Annotated in this window: 11 protein-coding genes; 3 read left to right on the forward strand and 8 right to left on the reverse strand. The window is 72.1% G+C overall.

Annotated elements, in window-relative coordinates; genetic code table 11:
* The first annotated feature begins 182 nt into the window (after positions 1-182).
* Positions 183-908: a methyltransferase domain-containing protein gene (locus AB0M18_RS24945; protein ID WP_365761615.1), complete on the forward strand. Its 726-nt coding sequence runs from the start codon at positions 183-185 to the stop codon at positions 906-908.
* Between the two features lie 13 nt (positions 909-921).
* Here the strand turns inward: AB0M18_RS24945 and ftsH are convergent, their stop codons facing one another.
* The 6 genes from ftsH to AB0M18_RS24975 all read right to left on the reverse strand — a co-directional run bounded on the left by ftsH (position 922) and on the right by AB0M18_RS24975 (position 10635).
* Positions 922-2871 (reverse strand): ATP-dependent zinc metalloprotease FtsH, encoded by a 1950-nt coding sequence (gene ftsH, locus AB0M18_RS24950; protein ID WP_365761617.1) that lies wholly within the window; start codon positions 2869-2871, stop codon positions 922-924.
* Between the two features lie 149 nt (positions 2872-3020).
* Entirely contained in the window at positions 3021-4574 is a 1554-nt protein-coding gene (ffh, locus tag AB0M18_RS24955; protein ID WP_365761619.1) for a signal recognition particle protein, read from the reverse strand.
* An 89-nt stretch (positions 4575-4663) separates the two neighbouring features.
* On the reverse strand, positions 4664-7150 hold the full coding sequence (locus AB0M18_RS24960) for a [protein-PII] uridylyltransferase (protein WP_365761621.1): 2487 nt from the start codon (positions 7148-7150) through the stop codon (positions 4664-4666).
* A gap of 25 nt (positions 7151-7175) precedes the next feature.
* A complete protein-coding gene (locus tag AB0M18_RS24965; protein ID WP_128977495.1) occupies positions 7176-7514 on the reverse strand; it encodes a P-II family nitrogen regulator in 339 nt (112 codons plus the stop codon).
* Complete coding sequence (locus AB0M18_RS24970; RefSeq protein WP_365761624.1) at positions 7511-8857, reverse strand: ammonium transporter; 1347 nt, start codon at positions 8855-8857, stop codon at positions 7511-7513. The genes AB0M18_RS24965 and AB0M18_RS24970 overlap by 4 nt, the downstream gene beginning before the upstream one ends.
* A gap of 302 nt (positions 8858-9159) precedes the next feature.
* Positions 9160-10635, reverse strand: a complete 1476-nt coding sequence (locus tag AB0M18_RS24975) for a hypothetical protein (RefSeq protein WP_365761762.1) — start codon at positions 10633-10635, stop codon at positions 9160-9162.
* A gap of 424 nt (positions 10636-11059) precedes the next feature.
* Between AB0M18_RS24975 and AB0M18_RS24980 the strand changes: the two genes are divergently transcribed.
* Positions 11060-11713: a bifunctional DNA primase/polymerase gene (locus tag AB0M18_RS24980; protein WP_365761626.1), complete on the forward strand. Its 654-nt coding sequence runs from the start codon at positions 11060-11062 to the stop codon at positions 11711-11713.
* Between the two features lie 131 nt (positions 11714-11844).
* Here the strand turns inward: AB0M18_RS24980 and ftsY are convergent, their stop codons facing one another.
* The gene (gene ftsY, locus AB0M18_RS24985; protein WP_365761628.1) at positions 11845-13062 is read right to left on the reverse strand and encodes a signal recognition particle-docking protein FtsY; all 1218 of its coding nucleotides are present in this window, start codon (positions 13060-13062) and stop codon (positions 11845-11847) included.
* A gap of 143 nt (positions 13063-13205) precedes the next feature.
* Here ftsY and AB0M18_RS24990 point away from each other — a divergent pair, with 143 nt between their 5' ends.
* Positions 13206-14234, forward strand: a complete 1029-nt coding sequence (locus AB0M18_RS24990; protein ID WP_365761630.1) for an LLM class flavin-dependent oxidoreductase — start codon at positions 13206-13208, stop codon at positions 14232-14234.
* Here AB0M18_RS24990 and AB0M18_RS24995 read toward each other — a convergent pair.
* Positions 14231-15664: a sugar porter family MFS transporter gene (locus AB0M18_RS24995; protein ID WP_365761632.1), complete on the reverse strand. Its 1434-nt coding sequence runs from the start codon at positions 15662-15664 to the stop codon at positions 14231-14233. The two genes, AB0M18_RS24990 and AB0M18_RS24995, sit on opposite strands and share 4 nt — an antisense overlap.
* Between the last annotated feature and the right edge of the window lie 216 nt (positions 15665-15880).

Genomic DNA, 15880 nt, shown 5'->3' on the forward strand with positions numbered 1-15880 from the left:
CCGATGGCCGAAGCTCGCCGTAGGCCGTCCGTCGGCGATCCCTCGGCGATCCGTCGGCAGCTTCGTCGGCGGTCCGCGACTCGTGCGCCGCGAGCACTGGACGGGGGGCGGGTTGCGCAGTTCCCTGGCTACGGGGGGTTGTCGTCCGAGCACGGATCCGAGTACGGATAGGGGCGCTTTCCATGACACCTACGCTCGTCCCGCACCACCCCGCGCGCGACTGGGCCGAGATCCAGGAACGGATGCTGGTCCCGCTCTACGAGGCGGTGTACGACCGGCTCGGCGTGGGGCCCGGGTCGCGGGTGCTCGGCCTCGGCTGCGGTTCCGGCCTGGCGCTGCTCATGGCGGCTGGGCGCGGGGCGCGGGTGGCCGGCGCGGACCGGGACCCGGCGCGCCTCGCGCTGGCCCGGGAACGGCTGCCCGAGGTGCCGCTGACGGTGTCGGGGCTGCCGGAGGGCGGCCCGTACGACGTGATCACGGCGTTCCACGGGGCGGCGGCGCTCGGCTCCGATCCGGCGGCCGTCACCCGACTGGCGGAACGGGGCGGGGCGATCGTGCTCGCCTGCTGGGGTCCGGCGGAGCGGTGCGCGACGACTTCGGTGCTGCGGGTCGCGGCGCGGCTCGCGGGCTGGGGTCCGGCCGAGCGGAAGGGCCTGGGGGCGGCGGTGGCCGCGGCGGGGCTGCGGGCGGTCGGTTCGGGCCGGGTGGCGTGCCCGTTCGGCTACGCGGACCGGGACAGCGCGGTGCGGGGGCTGCTTTCGACGGGCGAGTTCGACGCGGCGCTCGCGGCGACGGATCCGGACCAGGTGGAGAAGGAGCTCCTGGAGGCCCTTGAGCCGTATGTGCGCGGGGACGGGACGGTGTGGATGCCGAACGTCTTCCGGTACGTGGTGGCGCGCACGCCCTGACGCGCGCCGGGGGTCACTCCTCCCCCGCTCCCCCGAGCCCCTCGCCCTCGCCCTTGGCCAGGCGCGGGATGCCCGCCGCCCGGTAGGCCTGCTCCTCCTCCAGGGTCTCGTTCTCCAGGAGGGCCGCGGCGAGGGCGTCGAGTCTGTCGCGGTGCTCGTTCAGCTGGCGTACGGCGCTCTCGTAGCACTCGTCGACGATGCGGCGCATCTCCGCGTCGACGGTGTCGAGGGTGGCGGGGGCGGCGGAGAGTCCGTAGGCCTGCTGGGCGTCGCCGGGGATGGCGGTGAGCCGGCCGACGCGTTCGCTCATGCCCCAGCGGCCGGCCATGCCGCGGGCGATGTTGGTGACCTGTTCGAGGTCGCTCTCGGCGCCGGTGGTGATGACGCCGAAGACGACCTGTTCGGCGGCCATGCCGCCGAGGGCGCCGATGATCCGGCCGCGCAGATACTCCTCCGTATAGGCATATTTATCGGACTCGGGTGTGGACAACGTGACGCCGAGGGCACGGCCGCGCGGCACGATGGTGACCTTGCGGACGGGGTCGGCGCCGGGCTGGAGCATGCCGAGGAGGGCGTGGCCGCTCTCGTGGTAGGCGGTGCGGCGGCGTTCTTCGAGGGGCATCACGAGGGGGCGTTCGGCGCCGAGCTGGACCTTTTCGAGGGCGTCGGAGAGATCGGACCGGGTGACGGTCTTCTGCCGGCGCTTGACGGCGAGGAGGGCGGCCTCGTTGGCGAGGTTGGCGAGTTCGGCGCCGGTCATGCCGGGGGTGGTCTTGGCCACGTGCTGGAGGTCGACGTCGTGGGCGAGCGGGATCTCGCGGGTGTGGATCCTCAGGATGGCCTCGCGGCCGCCGCGGTCGGGCGGGTTGACGTGGACGATGCGGTCGAAGCGGCCGGGGCGGGTGAGGGCGGGGTCGAGGACGTCGGCACGGTTGGTGGCGGCGAGGACGATGACGCCCTCGGAGCCGGTGAAGCCGTCCATCTCGGTGAGGATCTGGTTGAGGGTCTGTTCGCGTTCGTCGTGGCCGCCCATGCCGGAGCCGGCGCCGCGGGCCCGGCCGATGGTGTCGATCTCGTCGATGAAGATGATCGCGGGGGCGACCTTGCGGGCCTCGGCGAAGAGTTCGCGGACCCGGGAGGCGCCGACGCCGACGATCATCTCGATGAACTCGGAGGCGGAGGCGGAGAAGAAGGGCACGCCGGCCTCGCCGGCGACGGCGCGGGCGAGCAGGGTCTTGCCGGTTCCGGGCGGTCCGGCGAGGAGGACGCCGCGGGGCATCTTGGCGCCCATCTCGCGGTAGGCGCCGGGGTTCTTGAGGAAGTCGACGACGTCGTTGAGCTCGCCCTCGACCTCGTCGATGCCGGCGACGTCCTCGAAGGTGGTGCGTCTGCCGCCCTCCAGCTCGACGGGCTTGGGCGGGGCCTTGCGCCCGAGCATGCCGCCGGCGCCGCCCATGCCGCCGCTCATGCGGCGGGCGATGAACACCCACAGCAGGACGAGGAGCACCATCGGGGCGAGGGAGATGAGGAGATTGGCGAGGAAGCTGCGTTCCTGGACGACGGGTTCGGCGGTGACGGTGACGTTGTTCTTGGTGAGCTGGGCCCACAGCTCGTCGTCGGCGAAGGCGGGCCGCTGGGTGGTGAACTTGGTGTAGTCGCCGTCGCCGCCGGGGACCGGCTGTTTGTTCTTGAGCTGGCCCTGGATCGCGTCGCCCTTGGAGTAGATCTTGGAGACGTTGCCGGCGGCGACCTGTTTGTCGAACTCGGTGTAGGAGATCGTCGGCCCGTCCTTCTCGTTGAAGAAGGACAGCACGAGGTTGGCGATGAGGTAGACGACGAGCGCCACGAGGATGAGGCCGCCCCAGCCTCCGGGCATCTTCTTCCTGGACGGCGCGGGCGGCGGGGCCCCTTCCGAGCGCCAGGGCTGATCGGTCCGGTCGCGCGGGGGTACGGGGTTGGCCACGGGCTCTCCTCGGGGCTCGGGGCGGCAGTGGCCCCAGTATCGAAGAACCGGGCATCAGCGGCATTACGGGTGGGCCGGGCGAACGAAAAGGGGCCCGCGGCGGTTTCGCACCGCCACGGACCCCTCGTCGGGCGAACGCCCCGGGGACGTCAGCCCATGAACTTCTTGAACTCGTCCGGGAGCTCGAAGTCACCCGGGCCCTCGCCCGCCGCAGGGAGCCCGAAGGCGCCGCCGGCCTGGGCCTGCTCGCGCTTGGCCTGGGCGGCCTGCTCCTCGGCCTTCCGCTTCATCGGGTTGCCGCTCTTGCGCTTGCCCTTGGCCTGCTTGATCTGCTTCTTCTGCCGGCCGGGACCGCCGCCCATGCCGGGGATCCCCGGCATGCCGGGCATGCCGCCGCCCTGGGCCATGCGGGACATCATCTTGCGGGCCTCGAAGAAGCGCTCCACCAGACCCTTGACGGCGCTGACCTCGACGCCGGAACCCTTGGCGATACGGGCACGGCGGGAGCCGTTGATGATCGTCGGGTCCTGGCGCTCGGCCGGGGTCATCGACTTGATGATCGCGCCGACGCGGTCGACCTCGCGCTCGTCGATGTTGTTGATCTGCTCCTTCATCTGCGCCATGCCGGGCAGCATGCCGAGGAGCTTGGAGATGGAGCCCATCTTGCGGACCTGCTCCATCTGGGCCAGGAAGTCGTCGAGCGTGAACTCCTGGCCCTTCTTGGACGCCAGCTTGGAGGCCATCTTGGCGGCCTCTTCCTGGCTGAAGGTCTGCTCGGCCTTCTCGATGAGCGACATGATGTCGCCCATGCCGAGGATGCGGGACGCCATGCGGTCCGGGTGGAACGCGTCGAAGTCGTCCAGCTTCTCGCCGTTGGAGGCGAACATGATCTGCTTGCCGGTGACGTGCGCGATGGACAGCGCGGCACCACCGCGGGCGTCGCCGTCGAGCTTGGACAGCACCACGCCGTCGAAGCCGACGCCGTCGCGGAAGGCCTCGGCGGTATTGACCGCGTCCTGACCGATCATGGCGTCGACGACGAAGAGGACCTCGTCGGGCGAGGTGGCGTCGCGGATGTCCGCGGCCTGCTGCATCAGCTCCTGGTCGATGCCGAGGCGGCCGGCGGTGTCGACGATCACGACGTCGTGCATCTTCGAGCGCGCGTACTCGATCGAGTCCTTGGCGACCTGGACCGGGTCGCCCACGCCGTTGCCGGGCTGCGGGCCGTAGAAACCGACGCCCGCGCGGTCGGCGACGACGCCGAGCTGGGTGACGGCGTTGGGGCGCTGGAGGTCACAGGCGACGAGCAGCGGGGTGTGGCCCTGGCCCTTGAGCCAGAGACCGAGCTTTCCGGCGAGGGTGGTCTTACCGGCACCCTGGAGACCGGCGAGCATGATCACGGTCGGCGGGTTCTTCGCGAACTTCAGCCGGCGGGTCTCGCCGCCGAGGATGCTGATGAGCTCCTCGTTGACGATCTTGATGACCTGCTGGCTCGGGTTCAGGGCCTTGGAGACCTCGGCACCGAGCGCCCGCTCCTTGACGCGGGAGATGAACGCGCGGACGACCGGGAGGGCGACATCGGCCTCGAGGAGGGCGATACGGATTTCCCGGGCCGCGCTGTCGATGTCCTGCTCGGAGAGGCGGCCTTTACCCCGGAGGGACTTGAAAGTCGCGCTGAGGCGGTCGGAAAGCGTATCGAACACGGTGGTCGCGATTCCTCGGGTCGGGGTGGGCAGTCACCCAAGGGTATCCGGCCCGTAGGGAACCCGGTCGGCCCCCGGTCGTCCCCCGGTCACCGCAACGCCTCCTCCAGCGTCTTCGCCAGGGCCGCCGCCTCCTCCGGGTCGGGCAGGGAGCCGTCCGGGCGGGTCACGTACAGGGTGTCGACGGCATTGGCGCCGAGGGTGGAGACATGGGCGCTGCGGACCCGGACCTCGGCGCCCTCCAGAGCCCGGCCGATGCGGTGGAGCAGGCCGGGCGCGTCCTGGGCGCGGACCTCCAGGACGCATGCGTGGCGGGAGGCGGCGGGGGCGACGGTGACCCGGGGCGGCGGCGCGGTGACCCCGCGGCGGCGCGGCTGGGCGGCGTCGCGTTCGGCGAGCCGTGCGGACACGTCGAGGGAGCCGTCGAGGGCGCGGACGAGGTCGGCGCGCAGCCGGTGTGCCTCGGGCAGCGAGCCGTACTCGGCGGCGACCCGCCAGTCGAGGACGAGGACCGGCCTCCGGCCGAGCCCGTCGGGCAGGGCGACGGCGCGCAGGTCGGCGGCGCGGACGGTGAGGCGGTGCAGGGCGAGGACACCGGCGACGGCGGGCAGCACGCCGGGGCGTTCGGGGAGGGCGACGAGGAGTTCGACGCCGACGGGCTCGGATTCGGGTTCGGGCTCCTGGGAGCCGTCGGGGACGGTCGGCTCGGTGTGCAGGGCGAGGACCGGTTCGCCGGTGCGCAGGGCCTCGATCGCGAGGCGCTCCTGTTCGGCGCTGGGGGCGGCGGCCTCGGGGTCCGGCGGTTCCTCGCCGGCGAGGACTCCGGCGACGCGGCTGACGAGCTCGTCGACGAGCCGGGCGCGCCAGGTGGACCAGGCGGCGGGTCCGGTGGCGAGGGCGTCGGCCTCGGTGAGGGCGTGCAGGAGTTCCAGGGCGCCCTGGGTGCCGATGGTGTCGGCGACGGTGCGGACGGTGGCGGGGTCGTCGAGGTCGCGGCGGGTGGCGGTCTCGACGAGCAGCAGGTGGTGGCGGACGACGGTGGCGAGGACGGCGGTGTCGGCGCGGTCGAAGCCGAAGCGGCCGGCGAGGTCGCGGGCGATGGTCTCGCCGGCGACGGAGTGGTCGCCGGGCCAGCCCTTGCCGATGTCGTGCAGGAGGGCGGCGACGAGGAGCAGGTCGGGGCGGTGGACACGGCGGGTGAGGGAGGCGGCGCGGACGGCGGTCTCGACGAGGTGCCGGTCGACGGTCCAGGTGTGGACGGGGTTGCGCTGGGGGCGGCAGCGGACCCGTTCCCAGTCGGGGAGCAGCCGGGTGATCAGGCCTTCGGCCTCCAGGGCCTCCCAGACGGGGACGGTGGGTTCGCCGGCGCCGAGGAGGGTGACGAGGGCTTCGCGGGCCTCGGCGGGCCAGGGCGTGGGCAGGGTGGTGCCGGCGGCGGCGAGGCGGCGTACGGCGTGCGGGGAGAGCGGCAGTCCGGCCTGGGCGGCGGCCGCGGCGGCGCGCAGCGGCAGGACGGCGTCGCGTTCGGGGCGTGCGGAGAGGGCGAGGACGGCCTCGCCGTCCATCTCGACGACGCCCTCGGCGAGCGGGGTGCGCTCGGCGGGGGCCTTCGCCCCGCCCGTACGGCCGCCGGCGCGTCCGCCGAGGAGGCCGCGGAGCCGGGGCCGGGCGGTGCGGGCCCGGACCACGCGACCGACCTCGCGCCAGGTGACGTCGGAGGCGTACGCGATGGTGCGCGCCGCCTCGTACACCTCGCGGAGCAGGGTGTCGGCGTCGAGGAGGCCGAGTTCGGCGGCGACGGCGTCCTGCTCCTGGAGGGCGAGCCGGTCGGTGGCGCGGCCGGTCGTGAGGTGGAGGGCGTCGCGGGCGTCGAGGAGGCGGCGGCGGGCGTCGTCGAGACCCTCGCGGGGGGCGTCGGCGAGCCAGGAGGCGGCGACGGCGCGCAGCGCCTGGGCGTCGCGGAGGCCGCCGTGGGCCTCCTTGAGGTCGGGTTCGAGGAGGTACGGGAGCTCGCCGACGCGTTCGGCGCGTTCCCGGCACAGCGCGTGGAGCTCGGGCAGCCGGCGGGTGGCCTGGTTGCGCCAGTCGGCGAGGACGGCGGTGCGCAGGGCGGCGGCGAGGGCGGTGTCGCCGGCGACGGGCCGGGCGTCGAGGAGGCCGAGCTGGACCTTGAGGTCCTCGCCTGCGGTCTTGCGGGCCTCGGCGGTGGTCCGTACGGAGTGGTCGAGGGCGAGGCCGAGGTCCCACACCGGGTACCAGAGGCGGTCGGCGAGGGCGGCGATCGCACGGGGGTCGGCGCTGCCGTCGTGGAGCAGGAGCAGGTCGAGGTCGCTGCGCGGGGAGAGTTCGCCGCGGCCGTAGCCGCCGACGGCGACGAGGGCGGTGCCGGGGGGCGCGCCGGCGGCCTGGTACAGCCCGGCGAGCCAGTCGTCGGTGAGCCGGGCGAGCGCGGTACGGCGCGGCGGCCCGGACCGCGTCTTCTCGGTGAGAAGGCGCAGTCGGGCCGCCGCGTAACCGCCGGGTCCGGTGTCGTCGGTGTTGTCGGGCTCGTCGTCCCGCACGTCGATGCTCGTCACCAGCGGCTCCTTACAGAATCAAGCGCTACAGGGCGTCCGGTCCGCGCTCTCCGGTGCGGACCCGTACGGCGGTCTCGACCGGGACGCTCCACACCTTTCCGTCACCGATCTTGCCGGTGCGGGCGGCCTTGACGACGACCTCGATGAGCTGTTCGGCGTCGTCGTCCTCCACCAGGACCTCGATACGGATCTTGGGGACGAGGTCGACGGTGTACTCGGCGCCGCGGTAGACCTCGGTGTGGCCGCGCTGGCGGCCGTATCCGCTGGCCTCGGTGACGGTGAGGCCGTGGACGCCGAAGGCCTGCAGGGCCTCCTTGATCTCGTCGAGCCGGTGCGGCTTCACGACCGCGGTGATGAGCTTCATGCGTCCACCTTCGTGTTCTGCGTCGGGGCGGGTGCGGGGGCGGCGGTGGTGCGTCCGGTGACGCCGCCGCCGGCGCCGCTGAAGTCGTACGCGGTCTCGGCGTGCTCGCTCTGGTCGATGCCGGAGACCTCGTCGTCCTCGGTGACCCGCATGCCCATGGTCTTGTCGATGATCAGGGCGAGGATCGCGGAGGCGATCAGGGAGTAGGCGAGGACGGCGAAGACGCCGATCGCCTGCTTGCCGAGCTGCTCCAGGCCGCCGCCGTAGAAGAGGCCCTTGGCGTCGGACTGGACGCCGCCGGTGGCGAAGAGGCCGACGAGGAGGGAGCCGACGACGCCGCCGACCAGGTGGACGCCGACCACGTCGAGGGAGTCGTCGTATCCGAGCTTGTACTTCAGGCCGACGGCCATGGCGCAGAGCAGACCGGCGATCACGCCGATGGCGATGGCGCCGAGCGGGGAGCAGGAGCCGCCGGACGGGGTGATGGCGACGAGGCCGGCGACCGCGCCGGAGGCGGCGCCGAGGGTGGTGAAGGAGCCGTGGCGGAGCTTCTCGTAGGCGAGCCAGGCGAGCATGGCGGCGGCGGTGGCGACCTGGGTGTTGACGAACATGACGGCGCCGACGCCGTCGTCGTTGCCGAGCCACGAGCCGGCGTTGAAGCCGAACCAGCCGAACCACAGCAGGCCCGCGCCGAGCATGACCAGCGGGAGGCTGTGCGGGCGCATCGGGTCCTTCTTGAAGCCGACCCGCTTGCCGATGACGAGGATCACGCCGAGGGCGGCGGCGCCGGCGTTGATGTGGACGGCGGTGCCGCCGGCGAAGTCGATGACGCCCAGCTCGAAGAGCCAGCCGCCGGCGCCCCAGACCCAGTGGGCGACGGGGAAGTAGACGACCGTGACCCACAGGGTGATGAACAGGGCCCAGGCGCTGAACTTCACGCGGTCGGCGAGGGCGCCGCTGATGAGGGCCGGGGTGATGATGGCGAACATCAGCTGGAAGACGGCGAAGACGTACACCGGGATGGTGTAGCCGTCCCAGAGCTCGGTGAGGCCGATGCCGCTGAGGCCGACGTAGTCGGAGGACCAGCCGAAGAGGGAGGCCGAGTCGGTGCCGAAGGCGATGCTGAAGCCGAAGAGCACCCACAGGATCGTGACGATCCCGAGGCTGATGAAGCTCATCATCAGCATGTTGAGGGTGGACTTCACGCGGACCATGCCTCCGTAGAAGAAGGCGAGGCCGGGGGTCATCAGCATGACCAGGGCGGAGCAGATGAGCATGAACCCGGTGTTGGCGGCGGACAGCGTGGGCGTGTCCGCGGCCAGGGTCGTGATGGCTGCTGCCATCGGCGTCTCCTCGTCGTCGTACGGCCTGTGCGGGGCGGGGCCGGTTATGAGCCAGAGATTCGCGCAGGCCGGTTTCCGCCGATGCCGCTCGATGTTTCGCCGTAGTGACGAAGGAGGGGGGCGTGTTACGCGACCGTGAACGGCAGGGTCACAGCCAGGTAACGGCCGCACCCTCCGCGGGTGCGCGCAGAAACCCGGCCGCGTCGGTCGTCCGTGTGTCCTTGCGGCGGGGGAGCCGAGTCGGGCTTACGGGACGGCCGGCGCGGCCGGTGTCTTCGGGTGGTGCGGCGCTGCCGCCCGGGTCAGACGGCCTCGGCGGTCTCCGGGAGCAGCGCGGTGAGCCGGTCGGTGAGGTGGACGACTTCGGCGACGTCGCCGAAGTCGCGGGCGGCGGTGTCGACGGTCTTGCGCAGCCGGGTGTTGACCCGCTCGGAGCGCACCTTCCTGGCGATGCCGATGGCCTTCTCGGCGAGTGCGACGGACTGCTCGGGCTCGCGCTTGAGCAGGTGCACGGTGGCCATGCCGATGAGGTTGAGGGCGTACGAGCGCTGGTGCTCGGTGTCCTGCTCGAAGAGCTGGACGGCCCGCTCCATGACGGGTTCGGCGAGCGAGGCGTAGGTGGGCGAGCGGCCGGCGACATAGGCGAGGTCGCGGAAGGAGTGCGAGTTCTCGCCGTTGAGCTCGGCCTCGGAGAAGAAGCGGATCCAGTCGGGCTCGGGCTCGCCGTCGAGGCCGATGTCGGAGAAGGTGTCCTCGGCCATCCGGACGGCCCGCTTGCACTTGGAGGGCTGTCCCATGTTGGCGTAGGCGCGGGCCTCCATCGCATACAGCATGGCCTGGGTGCGGGAGGTGGCGCAGTCCCGACTGCCGTACTGGGCGAGGTGGATGAGTTCGAGGGCGTCGTCGGGCCGGCCGAGGTGGATCATCTGGCGGCTCATCGAGGACAGGATGTACGAGCCGAGGGGCTTGTCGCCGGCCTCCTTGGCGGCGTGCAGGGCGAGCACGAAGTACTTCTGGGCGGTGGGCTGGAGGCCCACGTCGTAGCTCATCCAGCCGGCGAGCTCGGCGAGCTCGGCGGCGCACTTGAAGAGGCGCTGGGCGACGGGTCCGGGCTGCGGCTCCTGGAGCAGGTCGGTGACCTCGTGGAGCTGGCCGACGACGGCCTTGCGGCGCAGTCCGCCGCCGCACTGGGCGTCCCACTGCCGGAACATCGCCGTGGTGGACTCCAGGAGGTCGAGCTCGACCGGGGAGAGCCGGTGCGGACGCCGCTCGATCTCGCCGGGGTCGGGCCGCTCGCCGTCGCCGGTCGGGGTGGGCACCAGCCAGCGCTGCATGGGCTCGATGAGGGCGGGTCCGGCGGCGAGCTGGAGCGAGGAGCCGAGGAAGCCGCGCCGGGCGAGCATCAGATCGCTGCGGGAGAACTCGCTGAGCAGGGAGACGGTCTGGGGGCCGGCCCAGGGCAGGTCGACTCCGGACACGGAGGGCGACTGGTGGGCGGTGCGCAGTCCGAGGTCCTCGACGGCGACGACGGAGCCGAAGCGCTCGGAGAACAGCTCGGACAGGATCCGCGGGATCGGTTCACGGGGCTGCTCGCCGTCGAGCCAGCGCCGCACCCGGGAGGTGTCCGTGGAGATGTGGTGCGCGCCCATCTGCCGGGCCCTGCGGTTCACCTGGCGCGCCAGCTCGCCCTTCGACCAGCCGCTGCGCACGAACCACGAGCTCAGCTGCTCGTTCGGGCGCTTGCCGGCAGCCGAACCGTCTGCGCCGCTGTCGCCCACTGGAACGCCCCCCATCTGCCTGATGTCCTCGTGCGTACCCCTGCCAGCATGCCGTGTCTCGGGCTGTCCGTCCGGCGTTTGCGCCTCTTCGAACGGAGAACCGGGTTGCCTGCGGCATACCCACGCGTGCCATTCGCCCCGGGGTTCGTGTACCGAAGGTAATCCTACGATCACCCGTCCGCGCATGGCGTTTCAAGAAACGCCACCATTCGCCACCCCTTCGAATGAACTCGCCGCGTGCGGAACACGATTCACTTGACATGCGACGGAGCGGGGTCGAGGAACCGGGGCGCGAGGAGGCGCGTGTCGCGGTCCGCACCACCGACCGCACCACCGCACGCCCGCGTGGCGGCGCGATGTGGCGGATCGTGACGGTGGACCTCCGGTCCGTAACCACCGGCGCGTTCGACCCGTTGGAGGGGGCATGGGCTTCACGATCGGCGGCATTCGTGAGAAGCGGTCCGGCTCACGTCGCCGCGTACGCACGACGGAGTGCACAGCGGTGGCCGAGTACACCGGACTGTGGGGCTGGGACGTCGTCCCGGGGGCGCGGGCGGTCGCCGGCCGCTGCTCCTGCGGCGATCCCGTCTGTACGGCGCCGGGGGCGCACCCCCTCCCCTTCGCCGAGCCGGTCCCGGCCGGCGCGGGTCTCGACGTCGCGACCAAGGCGTGGTCGGAGTACCCGGGGGCGGCGCTGCTGCTGCCGGTGGGCCGCTCCTTCGACGTGATCGAGGTCGCCGAGGCCGCGGGCCGCCGGGCGCTCGTCCGTCTGGAGCGGATGGGGCTGCCGCTGGGCCCGGTGTGCGCGACGCCGACCGGACGGGCGCGGTTCTTCGTGGCGCCGGGCGCGGCGGCCGAGCTGCCGCGGCTGCTGTACCGGATGGGCTGGGACGACGCCGATCTGGATCTGCACTGTCTGGGCCCGGGGGCGCATGTGACCGCGCCGCCGTCGGACCTGGGCGGGCTCGGGCCGGTGCGCTGGCTGCGGCCGCCGACCCTGGACACCGCCGGGGCGCCGCCGCAGGCCCGGCTGCTGCTCGGCACCCTCGCGTACATCTGCCACCGCACCCGCCGCTGACCGCCACCGACCACCGCTGCCCGGCGTGCGCCGGCCCCGGTACGGAGAAGGGCCCCTGCCGTTGAGCTGCGGCAGGGGCCCTTCTCGTATGCGCTGCGGATCGTGTGCGTGCGCTGCGGCGCCGCGGAGGGTCAGTCGCCGATCAGGGCGTCGACGAACGCGCCCGGCTCGAACGGGGCCAGGTCGTCCGGGCCCTCGCCCAGGCCGATCAGCTTGACCGGGACGCCCAGCTCACGCTGGACGGCGACGACGATGCCGCCCTTGGCGGTGCCATCGAGCTTGGTGAGGACGATGCCGGTGATGTCGACGACCTCGGCGAAGACGCGGGCCTGGATGAGGCCGTTCTGACCGGTGGTGGCGTCGAGCACGAGCAGCACCTCGTCGAGCGGGCCGTGCTTCTCCACGACACGCTTGACCTTGCCGAGCTCGTCCATCAGGCCGGTCTTGGTGTGCAGCCGCCCGGCGGTGTCGATGAGGACGACATCGGCCTTCTCGGCGATGCCCTCCTTGACCGCGTCGAAGGCGATGGAGGCCGGGTCGCCGCCCTCCGGGCCGCGCACGGTGTGCGCGCCGACCCGCTCGCCCCAGGTCTGCAGCTGGTCGGCGGCGGCGGCGCGGAAGGTGTCGGCGGCGCCGAGGACGACGGACTTGCCGTCGGCGACCAGGACGCGGGCCAGCTTGCCGGTGGTCGTGGTCTTGCCGGTGCCGTTGACGCCGACGACCATCACGACACCGGGGGTGTCCTCGGGGCTCTCGGTCTTCACCGAGCGGTCCAGGTCGGCGCCGAGGAGGGCGATCAGCTCCTCGCGCAGCAGGCCGCGCAGCTCCTCGGGGGTGCGGGTGCCGAGCACCTTGACACGCTCGCGCAGCCGCTCGACGAGTTCCTGGGTGGGGGCGACGCCGACGTCGGCGGTGAGGAGGGTCTCCTCGATCTCCTCCCAGGTGTCCTCGTCGAGGTGCTCGCGGGACAGCAGCGAGAGCAGTCCCTTGCCGAGCGAGTTCTGCGAGCGGGCGAGCCGGGCGCGCAGCCGGACCAGCCGGCCGGCGGTCGGCTCGGGCACCTCGATCTCGGGTGCCTCGGTGACCTGCTCCTCGACGACGACCGGGGCCTCGGCGGTCTCGGCGGGGGCCGGGAGCTCGACCTCTTCGACGGTGCGGCGTGGTTCTTCCCGCGGTGTCTCCGCCTCGTCGCCGATGTGCGGTTCGGCGGGCGGAGCGGTGATGGTCGGGGCGGTGGACGGCGGCTCGGCCGGCGGCAGCTGCTTCTTCTTGCGGCCGCTGATCACGAGCCCGCCGGTCACGGCGACCGCGACGACCAGAGCGATGACTACAGCAAGGATGAGTTCCATAACGACTCCAGTATGGCGTGATCCCGCCGGGTGCCCCTCGTACCGGGCCGGGGTGCCTCACGGGCGCGTCCGGGACGTTCCCATCTGACACTTCGTCAGCTAACCTCCGTCCCGCCTGCGCCACCCACCGCGGAGGGGACCCCATGCCGTTCACCGTCGTCCGCTTCAACCTCGTCGACCCGCACGCCGACCCGGTCTCCCTCTCCGCCCGCTACCGGGCGGCCGTGGAGATGGCGGCGCACGCCGACGCGCACGGCGTCGACACCGTGCAGACCGAGGAGCACCACGGTGTCGCGAACAACTGGCTGCCCTCCCCCTTCGCCTTCGCGGGCGCGGTCTTCGGGGCGACCAGGAGGATCGCGGTGACCGTCTCGGCGATCATCGGGCCGCTGCACGACCCGCTGCGGCTCGCCGAGGAGATCGCGGTCCTGGACCTGCTGAGCGGCGGGCGGCTCGTGACGGTGGCGGGGATCGGCTACCGGCCGGAGGAGTACGAGGAGCGCGGGGTCGACTGGGGGCGCCGGGGCAGGCTGCAGGACCTGCTCCTGGAGACGCTGCTCGCCGCCTGGTCGGGCGAGCCCTTCTCGTATCAGGGCCGTACGGTACGGGTCACCCCGCGGCCGCTCACCCGGCCGCACCCGCTCCTCCTGGTCGGCGGCTCGTCGCGGGCGGCGGCCCGGCGGGCGGCCCGGCTGGGGCTGCCGCTGTTCCCGAGCGCGCATCTGCCGGAGCTCGAGACGTACTACCGGGAGCAGTGCGCGGCGTACGGCACGGAGGGCTGGACGATGATGCCGGCCCGCGAGACCCCGCTGCTGCACGTGGCGGAGGATCCGGACCGCACGTGGGCGGAGTACGGGGAGCACTTCCTGCACGAGGCGCGCACCTATGCGTCCTGGCAGTCGAAGGACATCCGCTCGGCGGTGCGGTCGACGGCGGGGACGGTGGCGGAGCTGCGTGCGGAGGGGGTCTACCGGGTGGTGACACCGGACGAGTGCGTGGCGCTCGGGGCGGAGCTCGACAGTCTGGTGCTGCATCCGCTGTGCGGCGGGATGCCGGTGGAGGAGGGCTGGCGGAGCGTGCGCCTGTTCGGTGAAGCCGTACTGCCCCGGCTCAAGGCACAGGACCTCGAACCGGGGCAGTTCCGTACAAGAGGAGGGGGCAGCGGGGATTAGCCCATCTCCTCCAACGCCTTGCCCTTGGTCTCCTTCACGTACCTGAGCACGAAGGGGATCGAGAGCACGGCGAAGACCGTGTAGATGACGTAGGTCCCGGACAGGTTCCAGTCTGCGAGGGACGGGAAGCTGGCGGTGATGGCCCAGTTGGCGATCCACTGGGCGGAGGCGGCGACGCCGAGGGCGGCGGCGCGGATCCGGTTGGGGAACATCTCGCCGAGGAAGACCCAGACGACCACGCCCCACGAGAGGGCGAAGAAGAGCACGAAGACGTGGGCGGCGACGAGCGCCACGACGCCCTGGGTGGTGGGGAGCTTGCCGTCGACGAGGTCGGCGGAGAAGGCCCAGGCCTCGAAGGCGAGGGCGATGGCCATGCCGACGGAGCCGACGAGGGCGAGCGGCTTGCGGCCGACCCGGTCGACCAGGACCATCGCGATCACGGTGCCGACGATGTTGATGATCGACGTGGTGAACGAGTAGAAGAACGAGCCCGAGGGGTCGACGCCGACGGACTGCCACAGCGTCGCGGAGTAGTAGAAGGCGACGTTGATGCCGACGAGCTGCTGGAAGACGGAGAGGCCGATGCCGACCCAGACGATGGGCAGCAGCCTGGACCTGCTGCCGGCGACGAGCAGGTCCCTGAAGGTGGACTTGTGCTCGCTGCGCATGGCCAGGTCGATCTCGGCGACCCGGCGGTCCAGGTCGACGCCGTGGCCCTCGACCTCGGCGAGCACCTCCTTGGCGCGCTCGGTCCTGCCGACGGAGATGAGGAAGCGCGGGGACTCGGGGATCGCGAAGGAGAGCATGCCGTAGAGGAGGGCGGGGACGACCATCACGCCGAGCATCCACTGCCAGGCCTCCAGGCCGCCGATCTCGCCGCGCTGGTCGCCGTCGGCGAGCTGGAGGATGCCGTAGTTGACCAGCTGGGAGATGGCGATGCCGATGACGATGGCGGCCTGCTGGAAGGAGCCGAGGCGGCCGCGGTACGCGGCGGGGGCGACCTCGGCGATGTAGGCGGGGCCGATGACGGAGGCCATGCCGATGGCGAAGCCGCCGACGATCCGCCAGAAGGCGAGGTCCCAGAGGGCGAAGGGGAGCGCCGAGCCGACGGCGCTGACGGCGAAGAGCACGGCGGAGATCTGCATGCAGCGGATGCGGCCGATGCGGTCGGCGATCCGGCCGGCGGTGGCGGCGCCGATGGCGCAGCCGATCAGGGCGATGGCGATGACCTGGGCGAGGGTGCCGGAGCCGATGTCGTAGCGGTCGCGGATGGCCTCGACGGCGCCGTTGATGACGGAGCTGTCGTAGCCGAAGAGGAAGCCGCCCATCGCGGCGGACGCCGTGATGAAGATGACGTGTCCGATGTGGTCCGGATGGGCCGAACGGCCTTCGGACGAAGGCGGTGTGGGCGCCTGCGCGGTGCTGGTCACAAGGACTCCTCGGGGCTCCGGCAGCGTCGCCGGTGCGGTGGGGGGGCGAGCCCTTCAAGTGGGGCACAACTCCACGCCGGGCACCACTTGAAGGTAAAAGCAACGTTGCAGAGACTATGCCTTCAGGTTTCGAAGTCAAGACTCGATGTCGTATGACTTGAAACGCACTCTGTGGCGCCTTGTGTTCAGAACTTGAAGTGATCTTGAAGGATCTTT

The organism is Streptomyces sp. NPDC051909, from assembly GCF_040681095.1.
Classification (GTDB): domain Bacteria; phylum Actinomycetota; class Actinomycetes; order Streptomycetales; family Streptomycetaceae; genus Streptomyces.